The 16,286-nt window shown below is 67.7% G+C and carries 14 protein-coding genes; 8 read left to right on the top strand and 6 right to left on the bottom strand.

Going from position 1 to position 16,286, the window contains the following annotated elements:
• Nucleotides 1-9: 9 nt before the first annotated feature.
• Both METUNV1_RS07075 and METUNV1_RS07070 read right to left on the bottom strand, forming a co-directional pair.
• Nucleotides 10-912, bottom strand: a complete 903-nt coding sequence (locus METUNV1_RS07075; protein ID WP_008060288.1) for an NAD(P)-dependent methylenetetrahydromethanopterin dehydrogenase — start codon at nucleotides 910-912, stop codon at nucleotides 10-12.
• 113 nt (nucleotides 913-1,025) lie between these two features.
• Nucleotides 1,026-2,000, bottom strand: a complete 975-nt coding sequence (locus tag METUNV1_RS07070; RefSeq protein ID WP_043359290.1) for a beta-ribofuranosylaminobenzene 5'-phosphate synthase family protein — start codon at nucleotides 1,998-2,000, stop codon at nucleotides 1,026-1,028.
• 275 nt (nucleotides 2,001-2,275) lie between these two features.
• On the opposite strand from METUNV1_RS07070, the gene METUNV1_RS07065 reads away from it, so the two are divergent.
• From METUNV1_RS07065 to METUNV1_RS07035, 7 genes are all read left to right on the top strand, one after another.
• Nucleotides 2,276-3,568: a hypothetical protein gene (locus METUNV1_RS07065; protein WP_008060284.1), complete on the top strand. Its 1,293-nt coding sequence runs from the start codon at nucleotides 2,276-2,278 to the stop codon at nucleotides 3,566-3,568.
• Complete coding sequence (locus tag METUNV1_RS07060; protein WP_008060283.1) at nucleotides 3,565-5,235, top strand: formylmethanofuran dehydrogenase subunit A; 1,671 nt, start codon at nucleotides 3,565-3,567, stop codon at nucleotides 5,233-5,235. The genes METUNV1_RS07065 and METUNV1_RS07060 overlap by 4 nt, the downstream gene beginning before the upstream one ends.
• 4 nt (nucleotides 5,236-5,239) lie before the next feature.
• On the top strand, nucleotides 5,240-6,136 hold the full coding sequence (gene fhcD, locus METUNV1_RS07055; RefSeq protein ID WP_008060282.1) for a formylmethanofuran--tetrahydromethanopterin N-formyltransferase: 897 nt from the start codon (nucleotides 5,240-5,242) through the stop codon (nucleotides 6,134-6,136).
• Nucleotides 6,133-6,951 carry a formylmethanofuran dehydrogenase subunit C gene (locus METUNV1_RS07050; protein ID WP_008060280.1) on the top strand — a complete coding sequence of 273 codons (819 nt, stop codon included), beginning with the start codon at nucleotides 6,133-6,135 and terminating at the stop codon, nucleotides 6,949-6,951. Before fhcD ends, METUNV1_RS07050 begins: the two co-directional genes overlap by 4 nt.
• Nucleotides 6,948-7,973, top strand: coding sequence for a DUF6352 family protein (locus METUNV1_RS07045; RefSeq protein ID WP_008060278.1), 1,026 nt, complete (start codon nucleotides 6,948-6,950; stop codon nucleotides 7,971-7,973). Before METUNV1_RS07050 ends, METUNV1_RS07045 begins: the two co-directional genes overlap by 4 nt.
• Before the next feature lie 205 nt (nucleotides 7,974-8,178).
• Nucleotides 8,179-9,345: a phosphoserine transaminase gene (locus METUNV1_RS07040; protein WP_008060276.1), complete on the top strand. Its 1,167-nt coding sequence runs from the start codon at nucleotides 8,179-8,181 to the stop codon at nucleotides 9,343-9,345.
• Nucleotides 9,342-10,019, top strand: a complete 678-nt coding sequence (locus METUNV1_RS07035) for an HAD-IB family phosphatase (protein ID WP_008060274.1) — start codon at nucleotides 9,342-9,344, stop codon at nucleotides 10,017-10,019. The genes METUNV1_RS07040 and METUNV1_RS07035 overlap by 4 nt, the downstream gene beginning before the upstream one ends.
• Before the next feature lie 12 nt (nucleotides 10,020-10,031).
• Here METUNV1_RS07035 and METUNV1_RS07030 read toward each other — a convergent pair whose 3' ends face one another.
• The 3 genes from METUNV1_RS07030 to METUNV1_RS07020 form a co-directional block, all read right to left on the bottom strand.
• Nucleotides 10,032-10,436 (bottom strand): META domain-containing protein, encoded by a 405-nt coding sequence (locus METUNV1_RS07030; RefSeq protein ID WP_008060272.1) that lies wholly within the window; start codon nucleotides 10,434-10,436, stop codon nucleotides 10,032-10,034.
• 4 nt (nucleotides 10,437-10,440) lie between these two features.
• Complete coding sequence (locus METUNV1_RS07025) at nucleotides 10,441-10,887, bottom strand: hypothetical protein (protein WP_008060270.1); 447 nt, start codon at nucleotides 10,885-10,887, stop codon at nucleotides 10,441-10,443.
• Between the two features lie 82 nt (nucleotides 10,888-10,969).
• Entirely contained in the window at nucleotides 10,970-11,437 is a 468-nt protein-coding gene (locus METUNV1_RS07020) for a hypothetical protein (protein WP_008060266.1), read from the bottom strand.
• Nucleotides 11,438-11,638: 201 nt separating this feature from the next.
• On the opposite strand from METUNV1_RS07020, the gene METUNV1_RS07015 reads away from it, so the two are divergent.
• A complete protein-coding gene (locus METUNV1_RS07015; protein ID WP_008060264.1) occupies nucleotides 11,639-12,190 on the top strand; it encodes a DUF6647 family protein in 552 nt (183 codons plus the stop codon).
• A 108-nt stretch (nucleotides 12,191-12,298) separates the two neighbouring features.
• On the opposite strand, the gene METUNV1_RS07010 is transcribed toward METUNV1_RS07015, so the two are convergent.
• Nucleotides 12,299-16,234 carry a DUF3683 domain-containing protein gene (locus METUNV1_RS07010; protein WP_008060261.1) on the bottom strand — a complete coding sequence of 1,312 codons (3,936 nt, stop codon included), beginning with the start codon at nucleotides 16,232-16,234 and terminating at the stop codon, nucleotides 12,299-12,301.
• Nucleotides 16,235-16,286 lie beyond the last annotated feature (52 nt).

Genomic DNA, 16,286 nt, shown 5'->3' with positions numbered 1-16,286 from the left:
GGACCGGACTCAGGCAACCAGCTGACGCGCGGTGGCGAAGGCGTCGCGGAAGTCCAGATAGACCGGCTTGTCGGTGTTGATCATGCGCTGGAACAGGCCGCGCTGGCACAGGTACTTCACGTTGCCGATCGCCAGTGCGCCGATGCCCACCGCCTTGCCGGAACCGGATTCCAGCGGCTTGCCGTCGTCCATCACGCCCAGGCCTTCGATGCCGGCCGGCGGCACGGCATTCACGTCGGCGGCGACCAGCAGCGACTTCGCGTTCTTCAGCTGCGCCTTGCTCAGCACCTGGATGCCGGCCTTGGCGGTGCAGAGGATGACGTTGGCCTGGGGCATCAGGCCTTCCTTCTGTTCGTTGGAACCGGCTTCGACCGGCTCGACCGACGAACCGTAGCGGGCATTCACCACTTCGGATGCCACCCGGGCGCGCATCGCGCTGGAGTGGCTGCCGACCAGCACCTTGGCGCCGGCGCTGGACGCCAGCACCGCGGCGGCGGTGCCGACCGGGCCGGTGCCGCCGAGCACCAGCACGGTCTTGCCTTCGAGTTCGGTGTTGTGGGCCTTGCGCAGCTGGCGCTCGACGCAGGCGACCAGCGCGGCGGCGGTGGTGAAGGCGCCGGACGGGTCGGCGAACACCGACACCTCGAACGGCGGCACCATGGCGCCGCGGCAGGCGTCCAGCATGTCGGCGGCCATGCCGATGTCACGGCCACCGATGAAGATGCCGGTGCGCTTCACGCCATTGGGGCCGCGCGAGAAGATGGCGTCCTGGGTGAGGCCGTAGATCTGGTCCAGACCGACACCGGAGTAGGGCATGAGCACCTGGAAACCGGCGTCGCACGCCATGTTCACATCGAAGGGGCTGATGTTGTTGGTGGGGCTGAACATGTGCAGGATGTACGGGTTTTCCATGGTCTCTCTCGCTCTTTCCGCCCGAAGGCTGGCTTCTCTGTTACGTCTTTTCTCGACGCCTCACCGGATGCGCACGCGCGTCCGTTCCTTGTTCCCGGCCTGCACCTGAGGCATCAGCCCGGCAGTTCGTTCCACTGCGCGCCTTCGTTGCGCGCAGCGCACACCATCAGTTCCAGCCCTTCGGTCTGCCCGTAACGGGCGCGTACCGACGCCACCAGGGCCTGCGCCTCCTGCTCCGAGGCGGCCAGCGCGAAACCGGTCGGACCCCAGGAGCTCTGGCCGATGCAGGCGGCACCCTGTGCGGCCATGAATTCGGCTACCTCGCTCACCAGTCGGCTGGTGTAGCGGCCACCCTGCGCCGGCGCGAAATAGTCGCCCACGCAGTGCTGCAGTTCGTTGATCGCGGCACCGAACAGTTCGATGTCGCGCTCGGCCAGCGCCGGCAGCGCCCGCATCAGCACCAGGCGGCTCAGCCGGTCGGCCAGTCCGGGCCGGTAGGGCGGCAGCACCCGGAAGGCCTCCTTCTCGGCAGCGCCGTGCAGGCCGTGCGCGGCACGGTCGAATATCAGCACCAGGCGCCATTCGTCAGGAAAGGCCATCTGCGCGACGATGGGCGGCGGCGCGTCCAGCGCACCCCGACCACCATCGACGATGAAGCCGCCGCCGTCAAAACTCCCGATGCCAATGCCCGAACGTGCGCCACGATCGAGCAGGTCGGCGACATCGCGGGAACGGACTGTCACGCCATGGAAACGGGCCAGCGCTGCCCCGACGGCGAGAGCAAGTTGCGTGCCGGAGCCCAGGCCCGAATGCGAAGGAATGGCGCCGGTGATGTCGATCCGCGCGGGCGGCAGACCGAAGCGTTCGCTCACGGTCGCGGCGTAGCGGCGGGCGCGATCGGCGTCCGGTCCGGTGACCGTCAGCGTGTCGGACCGGCTGACCCGCACCGTCGTGAACAGGCCGTCGAGCGTGAGCCCGACACTGCCGAAACGGCGCCCGAGACTGCCGTCGAGATCCACGAAACCCATGTGCAGGCGCGCGGGTGCCCGGACTTGCAGGGCGGTGGCGGTCGCGTGCGGAGCGTTCATCCGGAGACTGGGTCGTGTAAAGAGGGGCGGATTATCCCAAAATCCGGCGCCAGTCAGGCAAGCGCCTTGCAGCTACGGTGCCGGCGGCCTTGACGGCTGCAGGCACCGGTCGTTTACGGATCGCGCTGCTACGCATGTGAAACAGGTTGACCACGATGGATCGCGCGCTCCGGATGCTGCGGTGCGGCGCGCTAAGGCGCGTCCTACCTGGGTTTTGGGCTTGTTGTATCGTTACAGGCTGCGGGTTCGATTTAACCTGATGAAACGGATGACTCATGACGAATGAAGCGAGTTCGACCGTCGTCACCGAGGTGGCCTGTCCTTTCTGCGGACTGGCCTGTGACGATCTGAGCGTGGACACCGCCGGCGAAGCGCTCGCGGTGGTGGGCGGCGGCTGTGCCAAGGCGCAGGCCGGCTTCGCGCGTCTGGGCGTGTCGCACGATGGCGCCAGCGCCCGCGTGGGCGGCCAGCCGGCCAGCCTTGAAGCCGCCTGTGCCGAGGTGGCCCGCCGCGTGAAGGCGTCGGCGCAGCCGGTGTTTGCGGGCATGGCGCTGGATGTGGGCGGCATGCGTGAAGTGATGGAACTGGCCGACGCCGCGGGCGGCGTGGTCGACCATCTGTATTCGGAGATCGGCTGGCGTTCGACCCGGGTGGTGCAGGACGTGGGTTACGTGACCACCACGCTGGCCGAGGTGAAGAATCGCGCCGATCTGATCGTACTGGTGGGCACCGACGTCGTGAGCAAGGCCTCGCGCTTCTTCGAACGCTATGTCTGGAACGACGAGGCGATGTTCGAGCCGGCACCGGCGGCGCGCCGCATCGTCTATCTGGGTGGCGGGCTGAACACCGCGGCCGGGCAGTCGCCGGACGGCCGCGCAGCCGACGTGTTCGACTTTGATCGCGCCCGCATGCCGGAAGCGCTGTCCACGCTGAATGCGCTGCTCGCGAAGCAGCCGGTGAGCGAAGCCGCGCCGCTGGGCATCGAACTCGCACGCTGGCAGGCGCTGGTGGAGGCGCTGCGGGCGGCGAAGTATTCGGTGCTGGTGTGGATGGCGGGCGATTTCGAGCCGGCGCAGGTGGATCTGAACATCAACGCCATCATGAGCGCGGTGCGTGCGCTCAATGTGACGACCCGCTCTAACGGTCTCGGTCTGGGCGGTGCCGATGGCGAACTGAACGCCTCGATGGTGCACGCCTGGCAGACCGGCTATCCGATGCGTACCAGCTTTGCCAGCGGCATTCCGCTGTATGACCCGGTGCACAACGGTACCGCCCGTCTGGTCGAGCAGGGCGAAACCGATACCGTGGTGTGGATCAGCGCGCTGAACGACAAGACCCCGCCGCCGCCGGAGGCCAAGGTGGTGATCGCGCCGCCCACGCTGAAACTGGAGCACGAGCCCGAGGTGTTCATCCCGGTGTCGACGCCGGGCGTGCATCACGTCGGGCACTTCTTCCGCGGCGACAAGGGTGCGGCACTGCCGCTGCGCGCGCTGCGCGCCACCCGCCTGCCGTCCGCTGCGAAGGTGGCGGCCGCCATCACCGCACAACTGAAGGAGGTGAGCGCGTGAGCGTCATCAAGCTGACTGGAGGCCGGGTGATCGACCCGGCGAACGGCATCAACGACCAGGTGCGCGACATCTATGTCAAGGATGGCCGCATCGTCGCGGCGCTGGCCGACGGCGACAAGGTGAGTGCCGAGTACAACGTGTCGGGCCGCGTGGTGATGTCGGGTGCGATCGACATGCACACCCACATCGGCGGCGGCAAGGTGAACATCGCCCGCGAAATGCTGCCGGAAGACCACCGCGGTGACCCGGTCGCGCGTACAGAGGTGACCCGTTCGAGCTGCGGTTACTGCGCTCCGGGCACGCTGGCTGCCGGCTACCGCTACGCCGAGATGGGCTACACCTCCTGCTTCGAGCCCGCCATCATTCCGATGAACGCGCGTCAGGCGCACATGGAAATGGGCGACACGCCCATCGTCGACACCGGCGGCTACGCGATGCTGGGCAGCGACGATTTCCTGCTGCGCATGCTGGTGGCCAACGAGGATCAGAAGAGCATCAACGACTACGTTGCCTGGATCCTGCATTCGACGCAGACCCTGGGCATCAAGGTGGTGAACCCGGGCGGCATTTCGGCCTTCAAGTTCAACCAGCGCAAGCTCGATCTCGACGAACAGAACGCCTACTACGGCGTGACCCCGCGCCGCATCATCCAGACGCTCACCCGCGCGGTGCATGAGCTGGGCGTGCCGCATCCGCTGCACGTGCACGCGAGCAATCTGGGCGTGGCCGGCAACGTCGATACCACGCTGGCGACGATGGAAGCGGCGGAAGGCCGGCCCATCCACCTGACCCACATCCAGTTCCACAGCTACGGTACCGAGGGTGATCGCAAGTTCTCGTCAGGCGCCGCACGCATCGCCGAGGCGATCAATCGCCACAAGAACGTCAGTGCCGACGTCGGCCAGGTGCTGTTCGGCCAGACCGTGACCGCCTCCGGCGACAACATGTCGCAGTACCGCAATGCCGCGTTCGCGTCGCCGAAGAAGTCGGCGGTGATGGACATCGAGATGGAAGCCGGCTGCGGCGTGGTGCCGTTCAAGTACAAGGACCAGAACTTCGTCAATGCGCTGCAGTGGGCGATCGGCCTGGAAATCTTCCTGATGGTCGAAGATCCGTGGCGCATCTTCCTGACCACCGATCACCCGAACGGCGCGCCGTTCACGACCTATCCGCACCTGATCAAGCTGCTGACCGACCGCAGCTTCCGCAACGCGATGCTGGATACCATCAATCCGGACGCGAAGGCCATGAGCAATCTGGCCGCGCTGGAGCGCGAGTATTCGCTGTACGAGATCGCCATCATGACCCGCGCCGCGCCGGCCCGCATCCTGGGCCTGACCGACCGGGGCCATCTGGCGCCGGGCGCGGCCGCCGACATTGTGGTCTACACCGAGAACGCCGACCGCGAGCGCATGTTCGAGAAGCCGGACCTGGTGTTCAAGGACGGCGAACTGGTGGTGCGCGACGGCAAGGTGGTGAAGGTGGTGCGCGGCAACACCCACGTGGTGAAGCCTGAGTTCGATCGCGGCATCGAGAAGAAGATCGAACCCTACTTCCGCCGCTTTCATTCGGTGCGTATGAACAACTTCAAGATCAGCGACGACGAACTGTGCGAATGCGGCGGCGGTTCCAAGCTGATTCCCCACGCCTGCGGCAAGCGGAGCTGAGCCCATGATCATCAACGGTGTATCGATCGACGATACCTTCGCCGAAGCGTTCGGCATGCGGGGCATACGCCTCATCATCACCGCCTACAACGAAACCTGGGCGCTCAATTCGGCCAACGCGATGACCGGTTTCGCGACCTCTGTCATCGCCTGTGGCGCCGAGGCGGGCATCGAACGCGTGCTGTCGCCGGCCGAAACGCCGGATGGCCGTCCGGGTGTGTCGGTGCTGCTGTTCGCGGTGTCGAGCAAGGAACTGATCAAGCAGATCGAGCGGCGGGTGGGCCAGTGCGTGCTCACCAGCCCGACCAGCGCCATCTTCGCTGGCCTGGAAGAGGGCGATCCGGTACCGCTGGGCAAGACGCTGCGCTTTTTCGGCGACGGCTTCCAGACCTCGAAGCAGATCGCCGGCAAGCGCTACTGGCGGGTGCCGGTCATGGACGGCGAATTCCTGGTGCAGGACACCGCGCGCATGGTGAAATCGGTGGGTGGCGGCAACTTCCTGGTGCTGGCCGACACCCAGGTGCAGGCACTGGAGGCCTGTGAGGCCGCCATCCGCGAAATGCGCAAGCTGACCGACGTGGTGATGCCTTTCCCGGGCGGCGTGGTGCGTTCCGGTTCCAAGGTGGGTTCCAAGTACAAGGCGCTGTCCGCCTCGACCAACGACGCCTTCTGCCCGACGCTGCGCGGCGCGACGAAATCGGAACTGGACGAGCGCATCGGCGCGGTGCTGGAAATCGTGATCGACGGCCTGACTGACGCGTCGGTCAAGAAGGCGATGGAAGTGGGCATGCGCGAGGTGTGCAAGATCGGCGCGGCCGGCGGCATCCGCCGCTTGTCCGCTGGCAACTACGGCGGCAAGCTCGGCCAGTTCCAGTACCACCTGCGGGAGATTCTGAAATGAGTGCTCTGGTTCTTGCACTGCGCAATGCGCCGGCCCAGCGCGTGGACGTGGGCAGCCTGAATCCGACCGCGCTCGCCGGCCTGTCGCTGGCCGACATCGCGGCGCTGACGCTGTCGGTCGGCAAGCGCACGGTGCGGGTGGACGACCTGTTCGAGCTGTCGGGCGACGACAGCAGCGATGTGGTGTTCCGTGGCGACTGTTCGAAGCTTGAGCGCATCGGTGCCGGCATGAAGTCCGGCCGGGTGACGGTCGATGGCGATGCCGGCGCCTACGTCGGCCAGGGCCTGCTCGGTGGCGACATCGTGGTGAAGGGCAGTGCGGGCGCCTTCTGCGGCACCGGCATGAAGCGCGGCCGCATCGAGGTGACCGGCGACGTGGCCGATTTCGCCGGTGCGGCGATCCCGGGCGATATGAAAGGCATGGCCGGCGGCCTGCTGCTGGTCGGCGGCAACGCCGGCGAGCGTCTGGGCGATCGCATGCGCCGCGGCCAGATCCTGGTCAGCGGTAATGCCGGCGACTACTGTGGCGCCCGCATGATTGCCGGCACCATCGCGGTGGCCGGCAAGGTGGGCGCCTATCCGGGCTATCTGATGAAGCGCGGCACCCTCATCCTGAACGCGCTGCCAGCGCAGATGCTGCCGGGCGTGGTCGATTGTGGCAGCCACCGTCTGGGTTTCCTGAGCCTGCTGTACGCGAGCTGGAAGGGCCTGCCCGGTCCGTTCGGCGCGCTCGATGCCAGCGCCTGCACCGTCCGTCGCTACATGGGCGACATGGGCGTGAGCGGGCGCGGCGAACTGCTCGTGCGCGGCGGATGACACACCGCTGGTGGCCGCAGTCGTCCTATTCGCTGGTGCGCCGCACCCCGGCGGGGCGGCTGCTGGTCACCGACGAACTGCTGCGCGCTTGGCTGGCGCGGCCCGAACTGGCGCTGGTCGATGACAGCTGCCCGGCCGAGCGCGCGCTGGTGGCCGCGCTCGATCAGTCGCCGGCGCGGGTGGTCGAGCACGGCGAGATCGCGGCCATCCGCGATCCGGACGCGCGCGACAACTGGTTCGCCTTCGTCGCCTTCCGCAACCGGGTGCTGGCCCAGCCGGACATCGAATCAGCCTGGCTGGAACTGTTCCTCGACGGGCTTTCCGGCATCGCACCGGTGTTCGTGCCGCAGCTGACCGAGCTCATCCTGCACGGCCTGCTGCACGACTGCGACGATCCGCTGATGTGGCGCGCCGCAGAGCTGTTCTTCCGCAGCCAGCGTGCCACGCCGCAGGGCGGCCGGGTGCTGATGGCGGACGCCGAGGTGCTGGGCGACTACGCCGAAACCGGCGGCTTCGGCAATATCGGCCGCCTCATCCTGCAGGCGGGCGGCGCGCCGCGCCGGGCCGATCTCGACGTGCTGGACCCGACCAACGCGGCCGAACTGTACGCGCGCGCCGGGCGCCGCGCGGTGCTGCCGCTCAATGTCGGCCAGCCCGGTCTCGATGCGCTGTGCCGGGTGATGGAGCGCTTCATCGCCCACTTCTACGGCTGCACGGTGCGCATCACGCCGCAGAAGGACATCCATGACGACCGCTGGGCCTGGCATATCGGGCTCGACCGCGAGGCGATGGATCTGCTCAACACGCTGTACGAGGGCGGCGCGCTGGCGCCTGACCGGACCGCCCGCATCGTCGCGCTGTTCCGCCTCGATTTCGACGATCCGACGGACATGCGCGCCGAACTGCGCCGCGACGGCGAGGCGCGCCCGGTGTGGATGGCGCTGGCCATGGACGACGCCGGTCTGGTGCAGATGAAACCGCAGAATCTGCTGCTCAATCTGCCGCTGGCCGCCGTGAACTGAAACGTCGCCGCGGACCGGGGCCGACCGCGTTCCGGGCCCTGGCCTGCCTCTCACGCGGTCGCTGGCCGCCGCGCGCCCTGGACGGCGGTCTGCCGTCCTTCATGCCGATGCGGACTGGACCGCACAGATGCGGCGGCCGTCGTGCTGCGCCGCAATGCCACCGCCGCTATACTCGCCGGCTTTCCCTGTCCGACCCGAAAGCGCCATGACCGTCGCCAAGCCTGAAATCCGTCCGGCCCGCCCGTATTTCTCTTCCGGCCCCTGCGTGAAGCGCCCGGGCTGGACGCTGGACGTGCTGAAGGACGCCTTCATCGGCCGTTCCCACCGTGCGAAGGAAGGCCTGGCCAAGCTGAAGGAGGTGATCGTCCGCAGCCGTGAGGTGCTGGGCATTCCGGACGACTACCGCATCGCCATCGTGCCCGGTTCGGATACCGGTGCGGTCGAAATGGCGCTGTGGACCCTGCTCGGCGAACGCGAGGTCGACTGTCTGGCCTGGGAAGCCTTCGGCGCCAACTGGGTGACCGACGTCGGCCCCGTGCTGAAGCTGGCGAACGCGCGTCTGGTGGTCGCGTCCTACGGCAGCCTGCCGGATCTGGCGGCGGTGAGCTGGGACCGTGACGTGGTGTTCACCTGGAACGGCACCTCCGGCGGCGTGCGCGTGCCGGATGGCGACTGGATCGCCGATGACCGCGCCGGCCTGTCGATCTGCGACGCGACCTCGGCCGCGTTCGCGATGGATCTGCCCTGGCACAAGCTGGACGTGACCACCTGGTCGTGGCAGAAGGTGCTGGGCGGCGAGGCGGCGCACGGCATGATCGTGCTCAGCCCGCGCGCGGTCGAGCGGCTGTACCGCCACACTCCGGCCTGGCCCATTCCCAAGGTGTTCCGCCTGATGAACAAGGGCAAGCTCACCGAAGACCTGTTCGAGGGCAACACCATCAACACGCCGTCGATGCTCTGCGTCGAGGACCAGATCGACGTGCTGCGCTGGGCCGAGTCGCTTGGCGGCCTGCCGGCGCTGATCGCGCGCAGCAAGGCCAGTTTCGCGGTGCTCGAAAGCTGGGTGGCGAAGACTGACTGGGTCGACTTCCTGGCTGACCGCGCGGACGTGCGCTCGCACACCTCGGTCTGCCTGAAGATCACCGACCCGTGGTTCGAGGCGCAGCCGCTGGATGCGCGCTGGGCCATCGTGCAGCGGCTGTGCGCGCTGCTCGAGCGCGAGAACGCCGCCTTCGACATTTCCGCCTACCGCGATGCGCCGCCGGGCCTGCGCATCTGGTGCGGCGCCACCGTCAATACCGAGGACGTCGTCGCGCTGACCCCCTGGCTGGACTGGGGCTATGCCACGGTGAAGGCCGGAGCCGACGCATGAAGCAGGTCATCCTGTTCGACTGCGACAGCACGCTGTCCACGATAGAAGGCATCGACGTGCTGGCCGAACGCGCCGGCGTGGTCGACCAGGTGGTGCCGCTGACCAACGCCGCGATGGACGGCCGGCTCAGGCTGGAAGAGGCCTACGCTGCCCGGCTCGATCTCATCCGGCCGGACGCCGGCACGCTGGCCGCCATCGGCCAGCTCTACATCGACACGCGGGTCGATGGCGCCTCGCAGGCGGTCGCGGCACTGGCCGCGCTCGGCTGGGAGGTGCATGTGGTGAGCGGCGGCATCCGCCAGGCGGTACTGGCCATCGCCGGCTTCCTCGGTGTGCCGGATGCGCGCGTGCATGCGGTCGATCTGCGTTTCGACGAGGCGGGGCACTACGCCGGCTTCGATACCGCCTCGCCGCTCGCGCGCAGCGGTGGCAAGGCGGAAATCGCGCGCCGTGTGGGCGCAGGCGCTGACCGGCTGGTCATGGTGGGCGACGGCATCACCGATCTCGAAGCTGGTGAAGCCGGTGCCACGGTGATCGGCTTCGGCGGCGTGGTGCGCCGTGAAATCGTGGCCAGCCGCGCCCCGCATTACATCGACCGCGCCGATCTGCGCGAGGTGGTGAAGCTGCTGGCGGCGCCGGACGAACTGGCGCGGGTCGAGGTGCTGCTGCGCTGAAACCTGCGCCGGTCAGCGTGTCGCGGTGATGCGGCGGCCGTCACCGGTCACCAGATACAGTGTCCGGTCGTCGGGCCTGTCCTGACGAACCACCTTGTCCAGCAGTTCGAACAGCCGGGCTTCGATCACCATGCCCGGCCCCATGCAGGCCATGCGGGTGGCGGCGATCTGACCGAAGCGCATTTCGTGCCCTGCGCGCGCCCAGCTGCCTGTGTAGCGGTTGCAGCCCCCACGGCCTGCCAGCCGGCCGTCAGGCAGGAATTCGATGTGGGCGTCGACGTCGGCCGGCACCTTCAGTTCGCCGATTTCCCGGATCTGCCAGCGTCCGTCCGGCGGACCGCCGCCGCCCCAGGCACAGGCGGTCAGCACGATGACGGCGAGCAGAGCGGAAACCGACAGCGCGGACGGGCGGATCATCGTTTCAGAACCGCGGCTGGCGCTGCAGCGGGCCGAAGCACTGACTCATGTCCGGGCGGTAGCACACCAGATGGCTGTCACCGCCCTGCCTGAAGTAGACGAACACCCGATAGGTTTCCCCGGCGTCGTCGCCGTTCTGGCCGAGACAGTCCTTGCCGCCCGAATTGCGCCGTATGGTCACGTTCAGTTCGAAGAAATCGTCCGCCACCGGCACCGGCGAGAACACATAGCTCACATCGGTGCTTTCGTCGCCGCTGACCACGCGACCGCTGCCGTCCCCGCGGTACTCGTAGCTTTCGACGCACTGGGATTCGTCAGTCCAGCGCCACAGGCCTTCGATGCGCGGCGCCGAAAGCGGCGCGGCGGAACTGACCCGCGCGACGGCGGGCCAGACGGCCAGACACAGTGCGCCGACCAGCAGCGCGCGATGCACGGAGGAGGGCGGGATCATGGCGTGCTCCGAAGACGGAATCTTCCGATTGTAGGCGGCGCAAGGCCCGCCGTCCGCCGGCACTGCAGCATGCGGCCCCGCCTCAGAGGCTGGAGCCGCGACCTCTTTTCAGCGGACCGAAGCAGTGCTTCAGATCCGCTTCCATGCACACGATGTGCTGGTCGCCGTCCGGGTGGAATTTCAGATAGACGGTGTAGCGCTCGTTGGTGTCATCGCTGGCCGAGCCGGCGCAGTCCGTGCCGCCGTTGTCGCGCGTGATGGTCGCTTCCAGCCGGTAGAAACCGTCCTTCAGTGGCACCGGGTCGAAGATGTAGGCCATTTCGGCGCGTTCCTGCCCGCTGCTCACCCGGCCGCTGCCGTCAGCGGCGTACTCATAGGTTTCGCTGCACTGCTGCGGATCGGTCCAGCTCCAGCTGCCGGCCAGCGTGGGCGGCTGCCCGGGGCGGGCGGCCGGTGCACGAGGATCGGCCGGCAGCGCGTGCGCGGCCAGGGCGGTGAGGGCGCTGAGTGCGGCAGCGCTCAGACGCAGTGCGGACGAATTCGAAAACATGGCGGACTCCGTTTCGGGCTGGCTTGCGGGGGCGGTGCGACCGGCGCATTCTTGCATCGCACGCGCCCTCCGACACGGGCGACGTGCCCGAGTTCGGCAGCCCGACGGCTGCGGGCATGTCGGCAGTGTGCCGGAGCGTCAGCGGAAACGGTTTCGCGCGTGCGCTGTCCGAACCGCATCGATTCGCGTCGGAGCGCCGCCATGGCCGATACCGTTCTGCTGTCCTATCTGCTGGGTGTCGCTTCGGCGCTGTCCGGCTATCCGGAAGTGCCGCTGGCCGATCTGCCGACGCTGCGGCTGATGGCACCGGCCGCGCTGGTCGAGGAAGCCTGTCCGGACGAGCCGCGCGAGTGCGAAAAGCTGGTGGCGCTGTACGACCACGACCGCGAGCAGATCCTGGTCCGCGCCGACCTCGACCTCGACAATCCGGCTGACAATTCCTTCCTGGTCCATGAATTCGTGCATGTGCTGGAAGCCCGCCAGAAGGGTGCGCTCTACCAGCACGACTGCAATGCCACGCTGCGTTCCGAGCGCGAGGCCTACCGGGTACAGAACCGGTACCTGCAGCAGGAAGGCCGGGCCGAGCGCTTCGGCACCATGCTGGCCACCATGGTGTGCGCGCGGGACCAGCGCATGGCCGGCGGCGAGTCGATGAAGCTCGAACTGGCGCCCGGCGCCTCGTCCGAAGAGCGGGTGCTGGAGAATTTCATGCAGGAGCTGCGCGACGGCGCGGCGGCCGCACGGCGGCGCTGAGGCGGGGGCCCGGCAGCGCTTGTGACGCTGCCGGGCAGCTGCCGGCGGCCGATGTGCCGCCGGCAAACAGAGGGCGCTCCGCAGCGCGGAGCCGGCCTGAGCGGGGTCTCAGAGCAGTACGCGCTCGATGCCGCCGGCGTTGGCCTGTTCGATGTAGCGGGCGGCCCAGTCCTCGCCGAGCAGGTGACGCGCCATTTCGACCACGATGTAGTCGGCCTGGGTGCTGCTGTCGTTGTCGTAGCGCGACAGACCCTGCAGGCAGGACGGGCAGGAGGTCAGGATTTTCACGTCGCCGCCGAAGCCGTCGGCGCGCAGCGCGTCCGCCCCCTTGCGCATTTCCTCTTCCTTGCGGAAACGCACCTGGGTCGAAATGTCCGGCCGGCTGACCGCCAGCGTGCCGCTTTCGCCGCAGCAGCGGTCGTTCAGCGCGATCCTGCTGCCATCTGCGGTGGCCACCAGCTGATTCACCACCTTGAGCGGCGCGTGCGTCTTCATCGGCGTGTGGCAGGGGTCGTGATACATGTAGCGCACGCCCTGCACGCCTTCCAGCTTGACGCCCTTTTCCATCAGGTATTCGTGAATGTCGAGCAGCCGGCAGCCGGGGAATATCTTGTCGAATTCGTACTGCTGCAGCTGGTCCATGCAGGTGCCGCAGGACACGATCACGGTCTTGATGTCGAGGTAGTTCAGCGTGTTGGCGACACGGTGGAACAGCACGCGGTTCGAGGTGCTGATTTCCTGCCCCTTCTCGGCATTGCCGCCCGCGGTCTGCGGATAGCCGCAGCACAGATAGCCCGGCGGCAGCACGGTCTGGGCGCCCACGTGATAGAGCATGGCCTGGGTCGCCAGACCGACCTGCGAGAACAGGCGTTCCGAGCCGCAGCCCGGGAAGTAGAACACCGCTTCCTGTTCGTCCGCGGTGCGCTGCGGGTTGCGGATGACCGGCACCACCGCGGCGTCCTCGATGTCCAGCAGCGCGCGCGAGGTGCGCTTGGGCAGGTTGCCGGGCATGGGCTTGTTGATGAAGTGGATCACCTGCGCCTTGACCGGCGGCTTGCCCAGCGTCGGCGGCGGCGCCTTGGTCTGGCGATCCACCAGGCCGAGTGCCTTGCCCACCTTGTGGCCGAGCCGCTGCGCCTTGTAGCCCACGCCCATCATGGCCACGCGCAGCGCCTTGATGGTGGCCGGATCGGTGGCATTCAGGAAGGCCATCGACGCGGCGGTGCCCGGGTTGAACTTGCGCTTGCCCTGCTTGCGCAGCGCGTTGCGCATTGCGATCGACACGTCGCCGAAGTCGATGTCCACCGGACAGGGCTTCTCGCAGCGGTGGCACACGGTGCAGTGGTCGGCCACGTCGCCGAATTCGTCGAAGTGGCGCAGCGACACGCCACGCCGGGTCTGTTCCTCGTACAGGAAGGCCTCGATCAGCAGCGAGGTGGCGAGGATCTTGTTGCGCGGCGAGTACAGCAGGTTGGCGCGCGGCACATGGGTCGAGCACACCGGCTTGCACTTGCCGCAGCGCAGGCAGTCCTTGATCGAATGGGCGATGCCGCCGATGTCGCTCATTTCCATGATCAGCGACTCGGTGCCCAGCAGCGAGAACGACGGCGTGTAGGCGCGGCTCAGATCGCCGCCCGGCAGCAGCTTGCCGGCGTTGAAGTGGCCGTCCGGGTCGATGCGCTGCTTGTAGTCGACGAAGGGCGCCAGTTCTTCCGGCGTCAGGAATTCGAGCTTGGTAATGCCGATGCCGTGCTCGCCGGAAATGACGCCGCCAAGCGAACGCGCCAGCGCCATGATGCGGGCGACCGCGGCATTGGCTTCCTGCAGCATGCCGTAGTTGTCGGAATTGACCGGAATGTTGGTGTGCACATTGCCGTCACCGGCATGCATGTGCAGCGCGACGAACACGCGGCCGCGCAGCACCTCTTTCCGTATCGTTTCGATGCGCTCCTGGGTCGGGCGGAACAGCGTGCCGTCGAAAATCTCGTCCAGCAGCGGCTTCAGCTCGCGCTTCCACGACACGCGTACCGAATAGTCCTGCAGCCGGTGGAACAGCGTGGGGCTGGCCGCACGATTGACCAGCGGCGCCATGTCCACGCCGAGCGACATCAGCACCGGTTCGGCGCGTTCCAGCGGCATGTCCAGATTGTCCAGCACCCACTGCCAGCGGCCGCGCACCGCGGCGACCTGCTGCAGCGCCTGGGCGCGGCGGTCGCCGATCAGCTGTTCGGCGTCGACATTGGCGTCGCCGGCATGCAGCGGCAGTTCGCCGCGCAGGAAGTCGGCCAGCGCATCGCACAGCCTGAGCTTGCTGGCGATCGACAGTTCGATGTTGATACGCTCGATGCCGTCGCAGTAGTCGCCCATGCGCGGCAGCGGAATGACCACGTCCTCGTTGATCTTGAACGCGTTGGTGTGGCGGGCGATGGCGGCGGTGCGCGCGCGGTCCAGCCAGAAGGTCTTGCGGGTTTCGGCGGACACCGCGATGAAGCCTTCGGCGCTGCGCTGGTTGCACAGGCGCACCACTTCCGAAGCCGCGTTCATGACCGCGGTTTCGTCGTCGCCGACGATGTCACCGATCAGCACCATCTTGGGCCGGCCATGGCGGCGCGCCTTGGTGGCATAGCCGACCGCGCGCACATAGCGCTCGTCCAGGTGCTCGAGGCCGGCCAGCATGACGCGGGCGCTGCCGGTCTTGGGCAGGCCGTCGAGGTAGTTCTTGATGTCCACGATGGCCGGCACCGCCTCGCGCACCTGGCCGAAGAACTCCAGACAGACGGTGCGGGTGACCGGCGGCAGCTTGTGCAGGATCCAGCGCGCGCTGGTGATCAGGCCGTCGCAGCCTTCCTTCTGCACGCCGGGCAGGCCGGCAAGGAATTTGTCGGTCACGTCCTTGCCCAGGCCCACCTTGCGGAAGGTGGCGCCCGGCACTTCGAGGATTTCCGCTTCGCCGCGCGGCGTGCGGCCGTCGGCGTCGAAGCGCTGGATCGAAAAGCGCACCCGCGGCGCGTCGTGGATCTTGCCGAGATTGTGGTCCAGCCGGGTGATTTCCATCGGCCAGCCGTCGGCATCCACCATGCGCCAGCTCGCCAGATTGTCGAGCGCGGTGCCCCACAGCACCGCCTTCTTGCCGCCGGCGTTGGTGGCGATGTTGCCGCCCACGCAGGACGCATCGGCCGAAGTCGGATCGCAGGCGAACACCAGACCGGCGTGCTCGGCGGCGTCCATCACCCGGCGGGTGACCACGCCGGCACCGGTCCGTATCGTGGCGTAGGGTTCGGACAGGCCGGGCAGCACCATGGGCTCGACCGGCCCGAGGTCGATCAGTTTTTCGGTGTTGATGACCGCGGATTTCGCCGACAGCGGCACCGCGGACCCGGTGTAGCCGGTGCCACCGCCGCGCGGGATGATGGTGAGACCGAGTTCGATGCAGCCCCGCACCAGCGGCGCGATCTCGTCCTCGGTGTCCGGATAGAGCACCACCATCGGGTATTCGACCCGCCAGTCGGTGGCGTCGGTCACGTGGGCAACCCGGGCCAGACCGTCAAACGCGATATTGGCGTCGCGGGTATGGCGGCCGAGCACGCGGCGGATGCGGCTGCGCAGGCGACGGGTGTCCTCGAAACGGGCGTCGAAATCGAGGATGGCGGCGCGAGTGGCTTCGACCAGTTCCTCGACCTTGCGGTCGCGATCGCGGGCCGCCGGGTCCAGCCCGGGGCGACGACGCAGGTCAACCTCGCGCAGCCGATGCTGCAGCGCACCGACCAGTGCGGCCTGGCGCTTCGGGTTGTCCAGCAGGTCATCCTCGAGATACGGATTGCGCTGGACCACCCACATGTCGCCCAGCACTTCGTACAGCATGCGGGCCGAGCGGCCGGTCATGCGTTCGCTGCGCAGGCTGACCAGCAGGTCCCACATCGGGGCGCCCAGCAACCGGATGACGATTTCGCGGTCGGACAGCGAGGTGTAGTTGTACGGGATTTCGCGCAGTCGGGTAGGGTCGCGCGAAGCTTGCAAATCGATGAGCGCGGTAGCGGATTCCATCAACAAGCCATGAAGCGAATCGGAGCGGCAGTATACGCCGGTTTGTTGTGCA

The organism is Methyloversatilis universalis FAM5 (assembly GCF_000214035.2).
Lineage (GTDB): Bacteria > Pseudomonadota > Gammaproteobacteria > Burkholderiales > Rhodocyclaceae > Methyloversatilis > Methyloversatilis universalis.
The sequence above is the reverse complement of the archived record's forward strand: the minus strand, read 5'-3'. Positions and strand labels throughout refer to the sequence as shown.

Coding starts and splice junctions, on each gene's coding strand:
- METUNV1_RS07075 (WP_008060288.1), bottom strand. CDS start 912: ATGGAAAACCCGTACATCCTGCACATGTTCAGCCCCACCAACAACATC.
- METUNV1_RS07070 (WP_043359290.1), bottom strand. CDS start 2,000: ATGAACGCTCCGCACGCGACCGCCACCGCCCTGCAAGTCCGGGCACCC.
- METUNV1_RS07065 (WP_008060284.1), top strand. CDS start 2,276: ATGACGAATGAAGCGAGTTCGACCGTCGTCACCGAGGTGGCCTGTCCT.
- fhcD (WP_008060282.1), top strand. CDS start 5,240: ATGATCATCAACGGTGTATCGATCGACGATACCTTCGCCGAAGCGTTC.
- METUNV1_RS07050 (WP_008060280.1), top strand. CDS start 6,133: ATGAGTGCTCTGGTTCTTGCACTGCGCAATGCGCCGGCCCAGCGCGTG.
- METUNV1_RS07045 (WP_008060278.1), top strand. CDS start 6,948: ATGACACACCGCTGGTGGCCGCAGTCGTCCTATTCGCTGGTGCGCCGC.
- METUNV1_RS07040 (WP_008060276.1), top strand. CDS start 8,179: ATGACCGTCGCCAAGCCTGAAATCCGTCCGGCCCGCCCGTATTTCTCT.
- METUNV1_RS07035 (WP_008060274.1), top strand. CDS start 9,342: ATGAAGCAGGTCATCCTGTTCGACTGCGACAGCACGCTGTCCACGATA.
- METUNV1_RS07030 (WP_008060272.1), bottom strand. CDS start 10,436: ATGATCCGCCCGTCCGCGCTGTCGGTTTCCGCTCTGCTCGCCGTCATC.
- METUNV1_RS07025 (WP_008060270.1), bottom strand. CDS start 10,887: ATGATCCCGCCCTCCTCCGTGCATCGCGCGCTGCTGGTCGGCGCACTG.
- METUNV1_RS07020 (WP_008060266.1), bottom strand. CDS start 11,437: ATGTTTTCGAATTCGTCCGCACTGCGTCTGAGCGCTGCCGCACTCAGC.
- METUNV1_RS07015 (WP_008060264.1), top strand. CDS start 11,639: ATGGCCGATACCGTTCTGCTGTCCTATCTGCTGGGTGTCGCTTCGGCG.
- METUNV1_RS07010 (WP_008060261.1), bottom strand. CDS start 16,234: ATGGAATCCGCTACCGCGCTCATCGATTTGCAAGCTTCGCGCGACCCT.